This is a genomic window from Streptomyces glaucus, from assembly GCF_039533365.1.
Classification (GTDB): Bacteria; Actinomycetota; Actinomycetes; order Streptomycetales; family Streptomycetaceae; genus Streptomyces; species Streptomyces glaucus.
The window spans coordinates 17,943-36,573 of the sequence record NZ_BAAATK010000022.1 but is presented as its reverse complement, the minus strand read 5'-3'; the positions used below and the strand labels follow the sequence as shown (position 1 = coordinate 36,573).

1 protein-coding gene is annotated in these 18,631 nt (G+C 77.7%); it reads right to left on the bottom strand.

Translation table 11 applies throughout. From position 1 onward, the window contains the following. Nucleotide 1: 1 nt before the first annotated feature. Nucleotides 2-18,613, bottom strand: coding sequence for a non-ribosomal peptide synthetase (locus tag ABD363_RS17915; RefSeq protein ID WP_344604656.1), 18,612 nt, complete (start codon nt 18,611-18,613; stop codon nt 2-4). Nucleotides 18,614-18,631: the final 18 nt, after the last annotated feature.

Genomic DNA, 18,631 nt, shown 5'->3' with positions numbered 1-18,631 from the left:
CTCACCGTTCGTCGGGGTCGCTGTCGCCGCGTGCGGCGTCTTCGAGTTCGCTGAGCACCTGCTCCTCCACCAGGTCCGCCAGGGCGGCGACCGTGCGGTGGACCAGGACGTCGCGGGGCGTGAGGGTCACGCCGAACATCTCGCCCGCGCGGGAGGCGATGAGCACGGCCCGCAGGGAGTCGCCGCCCAGGGCGAAGAAGTCGTCCTCGGCGCCGACGCCGGTGTGCAGGGCCTCCTCCCACAGGGCGGCCAGGGCCTCCTCGGTGGGCGTGCGGGGCGCGACGTGCCCGGTGTCCCCGGCGCCGCGGGCGTCGTCGGGCGCGGGGGCGGGCAGGGCGGCCCGGTCGGTCTTGCCGTTCTCGGTGAGCGGGAAGCGGTCCATCACCACGAACGCCGACGGGACCATGTGCGCGGGCAGGGTGCGGGCGGCCAGGTCCCGCAGATCGGCCGGGGCGGGCGGCTCGGCGCCGGGCGCGGCGAGCACGTGGGCCACCAGGCGCGGCAGCCCCGGTTCGTCCTCCCGCACGCTCACCACCGCGTCCAGCACGGCCGGGTGGCGCGCCAGGGCGGCCTCGACCTCGCCCGCCTCCACGCGGTGGCCGCGCAGCTTGAGCTGGTGGTCGGTGCGGCCCAGGTAGTGCAGCTCGCCGCGGGCGTCGCGCCGTACCAGGTCGCCGGTGCGGTACATGCGCGTGCCGGGCGGGCCGAAGGGGTCGGCGGTGAAGCGGGCCGCGGTCAGGCCGGGCCGGTTCAGGTAGCCGCGGGCCAGGGCCGGGCCGGCCAGCCACAGCTCGCCCGGCACGCCGTCGGGGACCGGCCGCAGCCGGGCGTCGAGGACGTAGGCCCGGGTGCCGGGCAGGCGGCGGCCGACGGGCGGCGCGGCGCCGTCCGGCCGGAGCGGACCGGACCAGGTGGCGACCACGGTGGCCTCGGTGGGCCCGTAGGAGTTGACCATCCGGTGGTGCGGCGCCCAGCGCGCCACCAGGTCGGCGCCGCAGGCGTCGGCCCCGACGGTCAGGGTCTTCAGGTCGGGCAGGGTGCCCGGGGTGTCCGGCGGCAGGGTGGCGAGCGCGGCCGGCGGCAGCAGGGTGTGGGTGATGCGCTCGTCGCGCAGCACTCCGGCCAGCTCGGCGCCGAGCAGCGGGCCGGGCGGCGGCACGACCAGCCGGGCGCCCTGCGGCAGGGACATGCACAGCTCCAGCACCGAGGCGTCGAAGCTGGGCGTGGCGAAGGCCAGCACCCGGTCGCCGGGGGCGACCTGGTAGTGCTCGGCCTCGGCGGCGGCGAAGGCGGCCAGGCCCCGGTGGGTGACGACCACGCCCTTGGGGGTGCCGGTGGAGCCGGAGGTGTAGATGACGTACGCCGGGTCGTCGAGGTCCAGGGGCCGGGTGCGGTCGGCGTCGGTGGGGCGGTGCTCCAAGCCGCCGGGGCCCGCCGCGAGCAGGGCGGCCGTCTCCTCGGCGTCGAGGGTGACGGCGGGGGCCGCGTCCCGCAGCATCAGCGCGACCCGCTCGGGCGGGTAGGCGGGGTCGACGGGCAGGAAGGCGGCGCCCGCCTTGGCCACCGCGAGCCGGGCGAGGACCATGTCCGCCGAGCGCGGCAGGACCAGGGCGACGAGGTCGCCGGGGCCCGCGCCGCGGGCGATGAGGTGGTGCGCCAGGCGGTTGGCCCGCCGTTCGGCCTCGGCGAAGGTGAGCAGCAGGCCCGGAGCCTGTACCGCCGCGGCCGTGGGCCACCGGTCCACCGCGGCCTCGATCAGCGCGGGCAGCGGCACGGGGGCCGGGGGCGGGGTCGCGGGCCGGGCCGGCGGGTCGAGCAGCCGCGCCCGCTGCGCGGGCGGCAGCACGTCCAGCGCGTCCAGGCGCACCGCGTCGTCCGCCGCGGCCAGCGCGTGCAGGGTGTGCAGCAGCTGGCCGGCGAGGGAGCGGGCCGTGGCCTCCTCGAAGTACCGCGGGTCGTAGCCGAGTTCGACGACCAGCTCGTCACCGGGCGAGATCACCGCGGTGAGCGGGTAGTTGGTGGCCTCGCGGGCGTCCAGGTCCCGCACCGCGAGGCCGTGCTCGCCCGCGGTCGCGTCGCCGACCGGGTAGTTCTCGAACACCAGCAGGCTGTCGAACAGGGCGGTCCCGGCGGGGAGTCCGGCCAGGCGCTGCACCTCGGTCAGCGGGAGGTGGTCGAAGCGGCGGTCCTCGGCCCGCGCGGTCTGCAGCGCGCGCAGCCACGCGTCGCGGGGGGCGTCGCCGTCCACGGTGACCCGGGCGGGCAGGGTGGTGATGAACAGGCCGGTGATGGTGTCGGCGCCGGGCAGGTCGGCGGGCCGCCCGGAGACGGTGGTGCCGAAGCACACCTCCCGCTCGCCGCTCCAGCGGGCCAGCAGCAGCGCCCAGGCGCCCTGCGCCACGGTGTTGAGGGTGAGCCGGTGGCGGCGCGCGAAGTCCTGCACCCGGGCGGTCTGCGCCGCCCCGAGCCGGGCGGACAGCCAGGTCCCGGAACGGGCGGGGGCGCCCGGACCGGGCCGGCGGTCGTAGGGCAGCGGGGTGGGCGCGGTGAGGCCGGCCAGCGCGGCGCGCCAGTGGTCCTCGGCCTCGGCGGTGTCCCGGCCGGCGAGCCAGGCGGCGTAGTCGGCGAACGGGCGGCGCTCCGGCAGGCGCGGCCGCTCGCCCCGGGCGAGCGCGGCGTGGCTCGCCAGGACGTCCGACAGGACGTGGAAGACGCTCCAGCCGTCCAGCAGGACGTGGTGGAAGGTCCACACCACCCGCACCCGGTCCTCGGCGAGGCGGATCAGGTGCAGGCGCAGCAGCGGCGCCCGGTCCAGGGCGAGGCCGCGCGCCTTGTCCTCGGCGAGCAGCCGCTCCAGTGCGGCGTCGCGCGCGGCCGGGGCCAGGGCGGTCCAGTCGTGCCCGGTGACCGGCAGGGCGGCGGTGCGGTGCACGACCTGGAGCGGCACGGGCACCCCGCTCAGCACCACGGCGGTGCGCAGCACGGGCGTGCGGTCCACGACGTGCTGCCAGGCGGCGGCCAGCAGCTCCGGCTCGCGCACCCCGTCCACCACGAACGTGATCTGCTCGACGTACAGGCCCTCTCCGGGCGCGTCCAGGGTGTGGACGACCATGCCGGTCTGGGTGGGGGTGAGCGGGTAGACGTCCACCACGTCGCGGCCGGTGCCCACCAGCCGGTCGACGGCCGCCTGGTCGAGCCCGGCCAGCGGGAAGTCCGACGGGGTGCGGCCGCCGGCGCCGGGCTCGGCGCAGTGCCGCACGATCCCGCGCAACTCCTCCACCAGCTCGTCCGCCAGCCGGGCGACGGTCTCGCGCCGGTGCACCCCGCGGGAGTACGCCCAGGTGAACTCCAGCCGCCCGCCGGTCACCCGGCCGAGCACGTCGATGAGGTGCGGCCGGTCCGCGGAACGGTCCATGCCGCCCGTCAGGGGGCCGTGCGGCCCGTGCAGCAGGCCGCCGGGGGCCGTGTTCCCGTCCTGCTGCCCGAGGTAGTTGAAGCCGATCTGCGGCAGACCGGGCAGGTCCGCGCCGGCCGTGGGGTGCAGGTGGCGCAGGGCGCCGTAGCCCAGTCCGCCGCGCGGCACCGCCCGCAGGCTCTCCTTGACCGACTTCAGCGCGGTCCCGGTGTCCGCGTCGCGGGGCACGTCGAGGGCGACCGGGAACATCGTGGTGAACCAGCCGACGGTCCGGGCGAGGTCGACGTCGTCGAACAGGTGGTCCTCGCGGCCGTGGCCCTCCAGCGCCACCAGGACCCGGTCCCGGCCGGTCCAGCGGGCCAGGACCCGGCCGAGGGCGGTGAGCAGGACGTCGTTGACGCGGGTGCGGTAGGCGTCCGGCACCTCCTGGAGCAGGCGCCGGGTGTCCTCGCCGTCCAGGCCGGCCGTGAGGGTCTCCTCGTCGGCGGCGGTGTTGGGGCCGGCGTGGTCGGCGGGCAGCGGGGCGTCGTCCGCGAGGGACGCGAGGTCCCGCCAGTGGGCGAGTTCGTCGTCGAAGCCGCCGGCGGCGGTGTGCGCGGTGAGCCGCTGCGCCCAGGCGCGGAAGGAGGTGGTCTTCGGCCCGAGGTCCGGCGCCTTCCCGGCCCGCAGCGCCCGGTAGGCGGCGTCCAGGTCCTCCAGGAGCACGCGCCAGGACACCGCGTCCACCACCAGGTGGTGGGCGGCCAGCAGCAGCACGGGCGGCGCGCCGTCGCCCGGGCGGCACAGCGCGGCCTTCAGCAGGGGGCCGGCGGCGAGGTCGAATCCGCCGCTCAGCCGGTCGGCGAGGCCGTCCACCGCGAGGGCGTCGGGCAGGTCGTGGACCTCCAGGTGGGGCGCGTCGCCGGGCGCGGCACCGTACTGGCGCCACCGCCCGTCGCCGGCCTGCTCGAACCGCAGGCGCAGCGCGTCGTGGTGGTCGAGGACGGCGGCCAGGGCGGCGCGCAGCAGGTCCGCGTCGGTGTCGGCGGCCAGCTGGAAGGAGACCGCCTGGGTGAAGCGCGCCGGGTCGCCGGTGAGGGTGTCCAGCAGCCAGTGCTGGACGGGGGTGAGCGGCGCGTCGCCGACGACCGCGCCCTGCTCGGCGGTGACCCGCGGGGCGGGCAGGTCCTCGGCCGCGGCGGCCAGTTCGGCGACGGTCTGGTGGGTGAACAGGTGCCGGGGGGTGAGCGCGAGCCCGGCCCGGCGGGCGGCGGAGACGATCTGGATGCCGAGGACGGAGTCGCCGCCGAGCGCGAAGTAGTTGTCGTCGGCGCCGACGTCGGGCACGCCCAGCACGTCCGCCCAGATCGCGGCGAGCGTCTTCTCGGTGCCGGTGCGCGGCGGCCGGCCGGCCGCGCCGGCGGCCGGGGCCGCCCACACGGGTTCGGGCAGCGCCCGCCGGTCCAGTTTGCCGGTGGCGCCGAGCGGCAGCCGCTCCAGCGGCAGCACGGCCGCGGGCACCAGGTGGTCGGGCAGGGTGCGCCGCAGGAAGGCGCGCAGCTCGGCGGGGTCGGGGGCGTCGCCGCCGCGCGGCACCGCGTACGCCACCAGCCGCCGGTGCCCGTCGCGGTCCACCACCCGGGCGGCGGCCGCGGCGACCCGCGGGTGCCGGGCCAGCGCGGCCTCCACCTCGCCCAGTTCGATGCGGAAGCCGCGCACCTTCACCTGGTCGTCCGAACGGCCCAGGTACAGCAGGTCCCCTCCGGCGGTCCGGCGGACCAGGTCGCCGGTGCGGTACATGCGGCTGCCCGGCGGGCCGTACGGGTCGGGCAGGAAGCGGGACGCGGTCAGGCCGGGCCTGCCCAGGTAGCCGCGGGCGACGCCGGTCCCGGCCAGGTACAGCTCGCCCGGCGCGCCGGGGGGCACCGGGCGCAGCCGGCCGTCCAGGACGTAGGCGCGGGCGCCGCCGACCGGCCGGCCGATCGGCGGGACCCGGTCGGGGTCGGCCGGGTCGCAGGTGAAGGCGGTGGCGTAGACGGTGGCCTCGGTGGGGCCGTAGACGTTCATCACCCGGCAGCCGGGCACCGCCGCGCGCACCTGGCGGACGGTCGCGGCGGGCAGCGCCTCCCCGGCCAGGACGACGGTGTCGGCGGTGACCCGGACCGTGTCGTCCGTCAGCAGCCGGCCGAGGGCGGAGGGCACCGCGCTGAGCAGTCCCGCCCGCCACGGGCCGGGGCGTTCGGCCAGGGCGAGGACGTCGCGGACGACCTCCACGCGGCCGCCGGCGAGCAGCGGCGAGAAGATCTCGAACACCGACACGTCGAAGTTGAGGGAGGTCGAGGCCACCACGTGGTCCAGGCCCCGCCCGGCGAACTCGGCGGCGGCCCAGTCGGTCAGCGCCACCACCGACGCGTGCGCGACGACGACGCCCTTGGGCCGGCCGGTCGAGCCGGAGGTGTGGATGACGTAGGCCGGGTGGGCGGGCAGCAGCGGCGCGGTCCGGTCGGCGTCGCCGAGCGCGGCGGGGGACGCGGCGGCCAGGCGGCCGGCGCAGTCCGGGTCGTCCAGCGTGATCCGCCGGTAGGGGCCGTCGGGCAGCCGGCCGGAGGTCTGCGTGGTCGTGACCACGGCGGCCGGCTGGACGTCCGCGAAGAGGAACGCGAGCCGCTCGTCCGGGTGGCCGGGGTCCACCGGCAGGTAGGCGGCGCCGCTCTTGAGGACCGCCAGCAGTGCCACGATCAGGTCGGCGGTGCGCGGCAGCGCCAGCGCCACGAATCGCTCGGGTCCGGCGCCGGCCTCGACGAGCAGCCGGGCCAGCCGGTTGGCGCGCTCGTCGAGCTCCCGGTAGGTCAGCGACTCGTCCCCGGCCAGGACGGCCACGGCGTCGGGGACGCGGGCGGCCCGCTCCTCGAACACCTCGGGCAGGGTCCGGTGCGGGGCGGGCACCACCGGCCCGCCGAACCGGTCGAGCAGGGCGCGGCCCCGCGCCGGGTCCATCAGCGGCAGGTCGGCCAGGGAGCGGTCCGGGTCGGCGGCCATGCCGGTCAGCAGCGTGCGCAGGCTCGCGCCGAGTTCCTCGACCGTCTCGGCGTCGAAGGCGGCCGGGTCGTAGTCCAGGGCCACCGTCAGGCGGTCGCCGGGGGCGACGACCACGCTGAGCGGGTAGTTGGTCGGCTCGACGTCGCGTTCGTGCTCGATCGCCAGTCCGTGCCGGGCCAGGGCGCCCTCGTCGAACGGGTAGTTCTCGAAGACGACGATGCTGTCGAACAGGTTCGTGCCGCCCGGCACCTCGCTCCAGGACTGCAGCTGGGCGAGGGAGACGAAGTCGTGGCGCCGCGCCTCCGACTGGGCGGCCTGCAGCTCGCCCAGCCACTCCAGCAGTCCGCGCCGCCCGTCGACGCGGACCCGGGTGGGCAGGGTGTTGATGAACAGGCCCACCATGGTCTCCACGCCCGGCAGTGCGGCGGGCCGGCCGGAGACAGTCGTGCCGAAGACCACGTCGTCACCGCCGCCGTAGCGGGACAGCAGCAGCGCCCAGGCGCCCTGGAGGACGGTGTTGAGGGTCAGCCCGGCGCGCTGCGCGGTCTCGCGCAGCCGCGCCGAGCGGTCGGCGTCGAGCGTCACCGTCACCGACCCGGTGGAGGAGGTGCGGTGCGCCTCGGCGGGGCGGCGGTCGCGCGGCAGTTCGGTGGGGGCGGAGAAACCGGCCAGGGTCGTACGCCAGTGGCGTTCGGCGCGCGCGGTGTCCTGCCCCGCCAGCCAGCGCAGGTAGGCGCCGAACGGGGCCCGGTCCGGGACCTGGGGGCGGCGCCCGGCGGTCAGCGCCGCGTACCGCTCGCAGACCTCGTCGAAGACCTGGGCCGCGCTCCACCCGTCGAGCAGCACGTGGTGGAAGGTCCACACCACGCGGACCCGGTCCGGGGACAGCCGGATCAGGGTCAGCCGCATCAGCGGCGCCGCCGTCAGGTCGACGCCGGCCCGCCGGTCCGCCTCCAGCAGCGCGTCCAGGTCGCGGGCGCACCGCTCGGCGGGCCGGCCGGACCAGTCGTGGTGGGTGACGGGCACGGTGGCGTGGTGCTGCACGAGCTGGAGCGGTTCGGCGGTCTCCTGCCACACCAGCCGGGTGCGCAGCACCGCGTTGGCGTCCGCGGTGCGCTGCCAGGCCTCGGCGAGGGCGTGCGGGTCGGTGACGCCGCGCAGCACCAGCTGCACCTGGTTGACGTAGGTGCGGGACTCCGGGTCCATGAGGCTGTGGAAGAGCATGCCCGCCTGCATCGGCGTCAGCGGGTACAGGTCGGCGACGGCGCGGCCGTCCCCGACGACCCGGTCCACGGCCGCCTGGTCCAGGCGGGCCAGCGGGAAGTCCGACGGGGTCCGGCCGCCGGCGCCGGGGCGCAGGCAGTGGGCGACGATGTCCTCCAGCGCGCGCAGCATGCCCGTGGCGAGGCCGGCGACCGTGTGCTCGTGGTGGCGGCCGGCGCTGTAGTGCCAGGTGATCTCCAGCTCGCCGTCGTGGACGCGGGCCACGACGTCGAGGAGGTGCGGGCGCTCGGCCTCGGGCGCGTCGGCGCCGTCCAGGCCGCCGGGCACGGAGCGGACCAGGGCGGCGCCGTCGTCGGCGGACCAGTCGAAGCGGCCCAGGTAGTTGAAGCTGATGCCGGGCGCGGGCGCGGCGGCGAGCCGGTCGTCCCCGGCCAGGTGGCGCAGGGCGCCGTAGCCCAGGCCCCGGCCCGGCACGGATCGCAGCTGCTCCTTGACCGACTTCAGCGCCGGGCCCCAGTCGCCCCGGTCCGGGCGCGGCACGTCGAGGGCGACCGGGAACAGCGTGGTGAACCAGCCGACCGTGCGGGACAGGTCGACGTCGTCGAACAGGTGGTCCTCCCGGCCGTGGCCCTCCAGGCCGACGGCGACGGTGCCGCGTCCGGTCCAGTCGGCCAGGACGCGGCCGAGCGCGGTGAGCAGGACGTCGTCGACGCGGGTGCGGTAGACGCCGGGCACCTCGCGCAGCAGGGCGCCGGTGCGGTCCGGGTCGAGCCGGACCGTCACCGCCCGCAGGTCGGCGGCGGTGTTGCCGCCGTCGGAGTCGGTGGGCAGCGGGTGGGCGCAGTGCCGGGCGACGGCCTCCCAGTGCGCGCGTTCGGCCGCGAAGCCGCCGGCGGCGGTGTGCGCGGCGAGCCGTCGCGCCCACTCCTGCACGGAGGTGGTGCGTTCCGGCAGGCGCACCGGCTCCCCGGCGCGGGCCTGCCGGTAGGCGGTCTCCAGGTCCTCCAGCAGCACGCGCCAGGAGACGCCGTCGACGACCAGGTGGTGCACGGCCAGCAGCAGCCGGGCGGGCCGGCCGCCGGTGCGGGTGAACAGGCGGGCGGCCAGCAGCGGCCCGGTGTCCAGCCGGAAGGCGGCGTGCGTCTCGGCCGTCAGGCGGGCCTCGGTCTCCTCGGCCGCCGCCGCGTCGAGCCCGGCGAGGTCGCACACGCGCAGCAGTCCGGGCGGCTCCTCGTCGGGGGCGGGGCAGTGCTGGTGCCAGGTGCCGTCGTCGCGCCGGACGAACCGGGTGCGCAGGGCGTCGTGGTGGGCCCACAGGGCCGCCAGGGCACGGCGCAGGGCCTGCGGGTCGGGGTCGCCGGGGCTCTCCACGACGACGCACTGGTCGAAGAACTCCGGGTGCGCGGGCCCGGGGTCGAGGAACCAGCGCTGGATGGGCGTGAGGGTGACGTCCCCGGTCACCGGCGCGGCCCCGGCGACGGGCGCGGCGGTGCCGGTGGCGGCGGCCAGTGCCGCGATCGTGGGATGCCGGAACAGGTCCCGGGGGGTCAGCGCGAGACCGGCGGCGCGGGCGCGCGAGACGACCTGGATGCTGAGGATCGAGTCGCCGCCCAGCATGAAGAAGTTGTCGTCGACGCCGACGCGGGCCACGCCGAGCAGTTCGGCCCAGACGGCGGCCAGGACGCGTTCGGCGTCGGTGCGCGGCGCCCGGTAGGCGGTGCCGCCGGCCCCCGACCAGTCGGGGGCGGGCAGCCGGCGCCGGTCCACCTTGCCGTTGGCGGTCAGGGGCAGCTCGGTCACCGTGACGAACGCGGCGGGCACCATGTAGTCGGGCAGTTCGGCCGCGACGTGGGCGCGCAGCTCGGCCGCCGACGGCACGGCCGTCCCGGCGGCGGGCACCAGGTGGGCGGCCAGGCGCTTGCGTCCGTCGTGGGCGTGCACCGACACCACGGCCTCGGCCACGGCCGGGTGGGCGGTGAGCCGGGCCTCGATCTCGGCGGGTTCGACGCGGAAGCCGCGGATCTTGATCTGGTCGTCGGCGCGGCCCACGAAGTGCAGTTCGCCGTCGGCGCTCCAGCGCACGACGTCGCCGGTGCGGTACATCCGCCCGCCGGGCGGGCCGAACGGGTCGGCCAGGTAGCGGGCGGCGGTCGCGCCGGGCCGCCCGGCGTAGCCGCGGGCGAGTCCGGCGCCGGCGATGTACAGCTCGCCGGGCACGCCCGGCGGCTGCGGCTGGAGCGCGTCGTCGAGGACGTAGACCCGCGTGTTGTCGAGCGGGCGGCCGATGGGCAGCACCGCGGGCAGCGGGTCGCCGGCCCGGAAGACGCGCCGGGTGGCGAAGGTGGTGGTCTCGGTGGGGCCGTAGCCGTCGACGACGGCCAGGCCGGGGCAGGCGTCCAGGACCCGGCGCACCACCGCGCCCGGCACGGCCTCGCCGCCGGTCCACACCTCCCGGGCGCCGCGCAGGCAGGCGGGGTCCTCCTGGGCGAGCAGGCGCAGCAGGCCCGCGGTCAGCCACAGGCACCGCACGCCCCGCTCGGTGATCGCGCGGCGGACCACGGCGGCGTCCACGTCGCCGGGCGGGGCGAGGACGGCCGTGCCGCCGCGCAGCAGCGGCACCCACAGCTCGTAGGTGGCGGCGTCGAAGGCGTGCGGGGAGTGCACCAGCACCCGGTCGTGGCCCGCGAAGGCCCGGTCGAGGGCGAGCGCGGCGACGTCCCGGTGGCGCACGGCGACGCCCTTGGGGGTGCCGGTGGAGCCGGAGGTGAACATCAGGTACTGGACGTTGTCCGGGTGCGGGGCCGGGGCGGCGGCCGGCCCGGCGCCGGACGGTTCGGCCCCGGCCGGCGGAAGGTCCGCCCGGACGACCGCCCCTTCCGGCAGTACCGCGCGGGCCGTCTCCTCCCACGCGCCGTCGGTGAGCAGCAGGTCCGCGCCGGCCTCGGCGATCGTCCGCCGCAGGCGCTCGCCCGGCGCCCTGCCGTCCAGCGGGACGTACACGCCGCCGGTGCGGACGAGGGCGAGCTGGGCGACGACCAGCGGGACGGAGCGGTCCATCAGCACGCCCACCGGGCGCTCGGCGGCCACCCCGAGCGCGGCGAGCCGGGCGGCGAGGCGCGCGGCCCGCCCGTCCAGCTCCCGGTAGGTGAGGCGCTCGTCCCCGGCCTCCAGGGCGACGGCGTCGGGCGTGCGTCGCACCTGGGCGGCGAACAGCTCGCCCGTCGTCGCCTCGGGCACGTCGGCCGCCGTGTCGTTCCAGGTGCGCAGGACCTGCTCGCGGCGCTCGGGCGTGAGCAGCGGCAGCCGCGCGGGCGCGCGCAGCGGCTCGGCGGCCATGCCTTCCAGCAGGACGGTGAGGTACTCGCCCATGCGGGCGACCGTCGCGGCGTCGAACAGTTCGGGGTCGTAGCCGAGGCGCAGGGCCAGCCGCTCGCCCGGGTAGGCGACCAGGCTCAGCGGGTAGTTGGTGGTCTCGATGCCGTCCAGGCCGCTCAGGCGCAGTCCGTGGGCGGCGGCGAGGCCGTCGTCGACCGGGTAGTTCTCGAAGACGACGATGCTGTCGAACAGGGCCGACCGCTCGGGCAGCGCGGTGAACGCCTTCAGCCGGGTGAGCGGCACGTGGCCGAAGCGCCGGTCCTCGCTCTGCTCCTGCTGGAGGCGGCGCAGCCAGTCGGGCAGGGCCGTGTCGCGCGGCACCGTGACGCGGGCGGGCAGGGTGGTGATGAACAGGCCGGTCATGGTGTCAGCCCCGGCCAGCTCGTCGGGCCGCCCGGAGACCGTCGTGCCGAAGACGACCTCGTCGCGGCCCGTCTGACGGCTCAGCAGGACGGCCCACGCCCCCTGCACCAGGGTGTTCAGGGTCAGGCCGGCGTTCCTGGCGGTCTCCGCCAGGGCCCGGGTGGTGGCCTCGGGCACCGTGACGCGGACCGCCCGGGTGGACTCCGCGCGGTGGGTCTCGCGCGGTTCGCGGTCGAAGGGCAGGGCGGTGGTCCCGGCCAGGCCGTCGAGGCGGGCCCGCCAGTGCCGTTCGGCCTCGGCCGGGTCGCGGTCGCGCAGCCAGGCCACGTAGTCGCGGAAGGGCCGGCGGTCGGGGGGCGTCTGGCCGGCGTGGCGGGCGAAGACGTCCGAGAGGACCTGGAACAGGCTCCAGCCGTCCAGGATCAGGTGGTGGAAGGACCACACCACGCGCACGGCGGTGTCGGAGACCCGGGCGAGCACCAGGCGCTGGAGCGGGGCCCGGGCGAGGTCGACTCCGTGCTCGCGGTCGCGGGCCATGAGCTCGCGCAGCCGGCTCTCCCGTTCGGCGTCGGACAGGTCGCGCCAGTCCAGCCGGGTGACCGGCACGGGTGCGTGCCGGTGCACCACCAGCAGCGGTTCGGGCACGTCCTGCCACACGACGCGGGAGCGCAGCACCGGCGTGGCGTCCGTCACCCGCTGCCAGGCGTCCGCGAGCGCGGCGGGCTCGGGCACGCCGTCCAGGACGAAGGTCAGCTGCTGGAAGTAGGTGCCGCGGTCGTCGTGGCCCAGGCCGTGGAAGAGCATCCCGGCCTGGGTGGGGGTGAGCGGGTGGACGTCCTCGACGGCCGCGGGGTCGGCCCCCGTGATCCGGTCCACGGCCGCCTGGTCGAGCGCGGCCAGCGGGAAGTCGGAGGGGGTGCGGCCGCCGGTGCCCGGCCGGGCGGCGTGCCGGGCGAGCGAGGCCAGCGCGTCGGCGAACCGCCCGGCCAGTGCGGCGACGGTCTCCTCCCGGTGCAGCCGTTCGCTGTAGACCCAGGTGAACTCCAGGGCGTCGTCGGTCAGTCGCCCGATGACCTCCAGCGGGTGCGGGCGTTCGGCCGCGGGGTCCGCGTCCAGCTCCAGCGGGCGCAGCACGGCGCGGTAGAGGCCGTCCGGGCGGTCCGGCGGCGCGAACCGGCCCAGGTAGTTGAAGCTGATCTGCGCGCCGGGTTCCGCCGCGGGCGCCGGCGACGGGGCCAGGTACCGCAGGGCGTCGTGTCCCAGGCCGTGCCGGGGCACGGCCCGCAGCTGTTCCTTGACCTGCTTGAGCACCGCGTCCCAGCCGGCGTCCGGGGGGACGGCGAGGGCGACGGGGTGGCGGGTGGTGAACCAGCCGACGGTGCGGCTGGTGTCGACGTCGGCGAACAGCTCCTCGCGGCCGTGCCCCTCGACGTCCACCAGCACCCGGTCGTGCCCGGTCCAGGCGCACAGCACCCGGCCCAGGGCGCCGAGCAGCACGTCGTTGACCCGGGTGCGGTAGGTGTCGGGCAGGGTGCGCAGCAGGGCGGCGGTGTCCTCGGGGGTGAGGCGCACGGTCACCTCGCGGGCCGTGGCGTAGGTGCCGGCGCCGGCCAGGTCCGCCGGGAGGGCCGTCGCGGCGCCGGCGGTCGCCCTCGCCCAGTACGCGCGTTCGTCGTCGAAGCCGCCCTCGGCGGCGTGCGCGGCCAGCCGCCGGGCCCAGTGCCGCAGCGCCGACGACCGGGGCGGCAGCGCCGCCGCGCCGTCGTGTCCGGCGCGGCGGGCCCGGTAGGCCCGGTCCAGGTCCTCCAGCAGCAGGCGCCAGGAGACCCCGTCGACCACCAGGTGGTGGACGGCCAGGTGCAGCACGGGCGGCCGGTCCGCTCCCCTGGTGTGCAGCACGGCGCGCAGCAGCGGGCCGTGCCGCAGGTCGAAGGGGCCCAGGTGCGGGGTGTCGGCGTCCGGCCCGGTGTGGTGCGCCAGGCGGACGCGGGGCGCTTCCTCCGCGATGTGCCAGCGCACGCCCGGGCCGCCGGCCGCGGGCGTGCCGTCCGCGGTGAAGCGGGAGCGCAGCGCGTCGTGGTGGGCGACCAGGTCGTTGAGGGCGTCCTCCAGCGCGGCGGCGTCGACCGGGGCGGCCAGCTCCAGCGACAGCGTCTGGGCGTAGTGGCCGGCCCGCTCGGCGGCGGTGTCGAACAGCCAGCGCTGGATGGGCGTGAGCGGCGCCGGTCCGGTGGCCGGCACGGCGGCCGGCGCGGCGGTTCGCGGGGTCCCGGCCGCGTCCGCGCACCGGGCGAGGGCGGCGACGGTCTGGTGCCGGTAGACGTCCCGGGAGGTGACCGTCAGGCCGGCCTGCCGGGCCTGGGCCACCACCTGGATGCTCAGGATGGAGTCGCCGCCCAGGGTGAAGAAGTTGTCGTCCGCGCCGACCCGCTCGACGTGCAGGACCTCGGCCCAGATCGCGGCGAGGGTCCGCTCGGTGGGGGTGCGCGGCGGGACGTGCCGCGCGGTGTGCCCGGCGGGCCCCGGGGCGGGGAGCCGGCCCCGGTCCAGTTTGCCGTTGGGGTTGAGCGGCAGGGCGGACAGCACCACGACGGTCGAGGGCACCAGGTAGTCGGGCAGCGTACGGCCGAGTTCCCGACGGACCGCCTCCGGCGTCACGTCGGCTCCCTCGGCGGGCACGACGTAGCCGGCCAGGCGCCGGTGGCCGTCGCTCTCCCAGGTGCCGGCGGCGGCCTCGGCGACGCCGGCGCAGCGCCGCAGCGCCTCCTCCACCTCGCCCAGTTCGATGCGGAAGCCGCGCACCTTGACCTGCTGGTCGACGCGCCCGAGGTATTCGAGTTCGCCGTCGGCGCTCCACCGCACCAGGTCGCCGGTGCGGTACATGCGGCTGCCGGGCGGGCCGAAGGGGTCGGCGACGAACCGGGCGGCGGTCAGGCCGGGGCGGCCGAGGTAGCCGCGGGCCAGGCCGTCGCCGCCGAGGTACAGCTCTCCGGTGACGCCGGGGGGCTGCGGGCGCAGCAGCCGGTCCAGCACATAGGCGCGGGTGCGGGCCACGGGTCTGCCGATCGGCGGCGCCTGCTCGGGCACGGTGCCGTCGGCGAACCAGCCGGTGGCGTAGACGGTGGCCTCCGTCGGCCCGTAGAGGTTGGCCACCTCGCAGGAGGGCATGGCGTGCCGCACGTCCCGCACGGTCTGCGCGGGCAGCGCCTCGCCGGCCAGTACGACGGTGTCCGCCTCGACGGCGGCGCCGGTGAGCACCCGGCCGGCCACCGACGGCACGCCGCTGACCAGTCCGGCCCGGCGCGGGCCCGGCCCGTCGGCGAGGGCCGGCAGGTCGGCGACCACCTCGACGGTGCCGCCCGCCAGCAGGGGGCACAGCAGCTCGAACACCGAGACGTCGAAGTTCAGCGAGGTCGAGGCCACGACGTGGGCCAGGCGGCGGGCGCCGAAGCGCTCCCGGACCCAGGCGGCGAGCGCCGCCACGCTGCGGTGGGTGACCACGACGCCCTTGGGCCGGCCGGTGGAGCCGGAGGTGTAGATGACGTACGCGGGATGCTCCGGGTCCAGCGGCCGGGCCCGGTCCGGGCCCGCCGGGTCCGCCGGGTCCCCGTCGCCGGCCAGGCAGTCCTCCAGGATCAGCGGCCGGCATCCCTCGGGCAGCGCCCCGGCGGTCTCGCGGGCGGCCAGGACGAGGGCGGGGGCGGCGTCGGCGAGCATGAGGCGGATGCGCTCGGCCGGGTAGGCGGGGTCCACGGGAAGGTAGCCCGCGCCCGACTTCAGCACGCCCCACAGGGCCGGCAGCAGGTCGGCGGTGCGGGGCAGGCACAGCGCCACCAGCGTCTCCGGGCCCGCGCCGCGGGCGGTCAGCGACCGGGCCAGGCGGTCGGCCCGGCGGTTCAGCTCGGCGTAGGACAGCCGCTGATCGCCGCAGGTCACGGCGGTCGCCTCCGGCGTGCGGGCCACCTGGGCCTCGAACAGCGCGGGCAGCGTGGCGTCCGCGGGGGCCTGCCCGGCGTCCGCGGGCGGGTTCCAGGCGTCCAGCAGGGTGCGCCGTTCGTCGTCCGACAGCAGGGGGAGCTCGGCGAGTCTGCGGTGCGGCCCCTGCGCCATGCCGTCCAGCAGGCGGTGCAGGTGACGGCTCATCCGCTCGGCGGTGCGCGCCTCGAACAGGTCCGTGTTGTACTCGACCGTCAGCTCGTACCCGCCGTCCGGGCGCGGCGCGAACTCCAGGACGAGGTCGAAGCGGGCGGCGGGGCGGGGCAGCGGATGATCCTCGATGCGGACCCCGCCGGCCTGTGGCGGGTGGGCGGGAGCCGTCTGCTGGACCACCAGCGCCTGCACCAGCGGGGTGCGGCTGGGGTCCCGGGGCGGGGCGAGTTCCTCCACCACGCGGTCGAACGGCACGCCGCCGTGGGCGAAGGCGTCCAGCACGGTCGCCCGCACGCGCTCCACGAACCGGTCGACCGTGACGGTGTCGTCCACCTCCTCGCGCAGCACCACGGTGTTGACGAAGAAGCCGGCGACGTCCTCCAGGTCCCGGCGGTCCCGTCCGTTGGTGACGGTGCCGAACACCACGTCCCGCTGCCCGGAGTACCGGGAGAACAGCACGGCGGCCGCCCCGGCGAACAGGGTGAACACGGTCGTGCCGCGGCCGGCGGCCAGCTGCCGCAGCCGGGTGACCAGGTCCGCCGGGATCCGGTGGCGGTGGGCGGCGCCGGCGGTGGTGCGCACCGCGGGCCGGGGCCGGTCGGTGGGCAGGTCCAGCTGCTGCATCCCGGCGAGGTGCCGCCGCCAGTACGCGAGGTCGTCGGCGTCGGCGGCCGCGGGCCGCCGCTGTTCCCACGCGGCGAAGTCCGGGTACTGCACGGCGGGCGCGGGCAGGCCGTCCGGGGCGCCGGACGTCTCCGCGGCGTACAGGGCGGCCAGGTCGCGGGTCAGCAGGCCCACCGACCAGCCGTCGGTGACGATGTGGTGCTGGGCGAGCAGCAGCACGTGGTCGTCGTCGGCGCGGCGGACGAGCAGGGCCCGGGTCAGCGGTCCGGCCGCCAGGTCGTAGGGGCGGCTCAGTTCCTCGGCCAGCAGGCGCTCGGTGGCCCCGTCGCGCTGCCCGGCGGGCGTCTGCCCCAGGTCGGCGGTGCGCAGCGGGAGGACGGCGGCGTCGCCGACCCGCTGCATCCCCTGCCCGTCCACCGTGGTGAACGTGGTCCGCAGGGCGTCGTGGCGGGCGGCGAGCCGGTCCAGGGCGCGGCGCAGCGCGGCGGTGTCCAGCGGTCCGCGCAGCCGCAGCGCCACGCCGGTGTTGTACTCGGTGCCGCCGGCGGTGAGGTCGTCGAGGAACCACAGCCGGCGCTGTCCGCTGGACAGCGGCAGCGGCCGGCCGCGCGGGGCGGGCGGGATCGGGTCCGGCGGCGCGGCGGCGGCCGGGTCGCCGGCCAGCGGGGCCAGGTCGGCGACGGTGCGGGCGGTGAACACGTCGCGCACCGACAGCCGGACGCCCAGTTCGTCCCGGATCCGCGCCAGCGTCCGGGCGGCGAGGACGGAGTCGCCGCCCAGGTCGAAGAAGTCGTCCCGCACGCCGACGGCGTCGGTCCCGAGCACGTCCGCCCAGATGGCGGCGAGGATCCGTTCCTCGCGGGTGCGCGGCGGGACGTGCCCCTCGGCGGTCGCGGGGCCGGGCGCGGGCAGGGCGTTCCGGTCGACCTTGCGCTGCGGGGTGAGGGGCAGGGCGTCGAGGACGACGACGGCGGAGGGCACCAGGTGCGCCGGCAGGGCGGCGGCGACCGCCGCGCGCAGTTCGCCGGGGTGCGGGGCCCGTGCCGGGTCGGCGGGGGTGACGTAGCCGACGAGCCGCTGTCTGCCCGGTTCGTCCTCGCGCACCACCACCACGGCGTCGCGCACCGCGGGGTGGCGCTGCAGGGCCGCCTCGATCTCCCCGGGCTCGATGCGGAAGCCGCGCAGCTTGACCTGGCGGTCGAGCCGGCCGAGGAACTCCAGCTCCCCGCCCGCGGTCGGGCGCACCCGGTCGCCGGTGCGGTAGAGCCGGGCGCCGGGCGGCCCGAAGGGGCTGGCGACGAACCGGGCGGCGGTCAGGCCGGGGCGGCCGAGGTAGCCGCGGGCCACGCCGTCGCCGCCCACGTACAGTTCGCCGTCGGCGCCGGGCGGGACCGGCCGCATCGCGGCGTCCAGGACGTGGGCCTCGGTGCCGGGCAGGGGACCGCCGATCGTCGGGGCGCCGCCGCCCGCGGACAGCGGCCCGGTCCAGGTGGCCACGACGGTGGTCTCGGTGGGCCCGTACGAGTTGATCATGCGCCGTCCGGGCGCCCAGCGGTCGACGAGCCAGGCCGGGCACGCCTCGGCGCCCACGATCAGCGTGCGCAGGTGGCGGGCGGTGCCGGTCTCGGCGGGGTCGGGCAGGGTGGCGAGGGCGGCGGGCGGGATGAGGGCGTGGGTGATGCGGTGCTCGTCCAGGACGGCGGCGAGCTCGTCGCCCAGCCAGGGACCGTCCGGGGGGACGACCAGGGTGGCGCCGGACAGGACGGATATGCACAGTTCCAGGACGGAGGCGTCGAAGCTGGGCGAGGAGAACTGCAGCACCCGGTCGCCGGGGCCGACGGCGTACCGCTCGGCGGCGGCCGCGGCGAAGCCCCCGATGCCCCGGTGGGTGACCGTCACCCCCTTGGGCGTCCCGGTGGAGCCGGAGGTGTAGATGACGTACGCGGCGTGGTCGGCGTCCACCGCGGCGCCCGGCTCCGGGGCCGGGTGCGTGGCGCCGTCGGCCAGGAGGGCGCGGACCTCGGCCGGGTCGTCGAGGACCACGGCGGGCCGGGCGTCGGCGAGCATCAGGGCCCGGCGTTCGGCGGGGTAGTCCGGGTCCACGGGCAGGAAGGCGGCGCCCGCCCGGGCCACGGCCAGCTGGGCCGCGACGAGGTCGATCGAGCGCGGCAGGACCAGCGCCACCGTCCGGTCCGGCCCGGCCCCGCGCCGCACCAGTTCCCCGGCCAGGCGCTCGGCCCGTGCCGCCAGGTCCCGGTAGCTCCAGGTCCGCCGGCCGTCGGTGACCGCGGGGGCCTGCGGGGTGCGGGCCGCCCACGCGGCGAACAGCTCGCCGAGCGGCGGGTGCGGCGCGGGGCGGTCCGCGGCGCCTCCCGCCGCGGGGTCCGAACGGCCGGCCTGCCGCAGGGGGGACGCCGTCGCGGGCTGGTGGTGCAGGTCCGTCATGGTGAAGTCCTTCGGGGC

Excerpts from the sequence above, each read along its gene's own strand:
- ABD363_RS17915 (WP_344604656.1), bottom strand. The coding sequence starts at position 18,613 with ATGACGGACCTGCACCACCAGCCCGCGACGGCGTCCCCCCTGCGGCAG.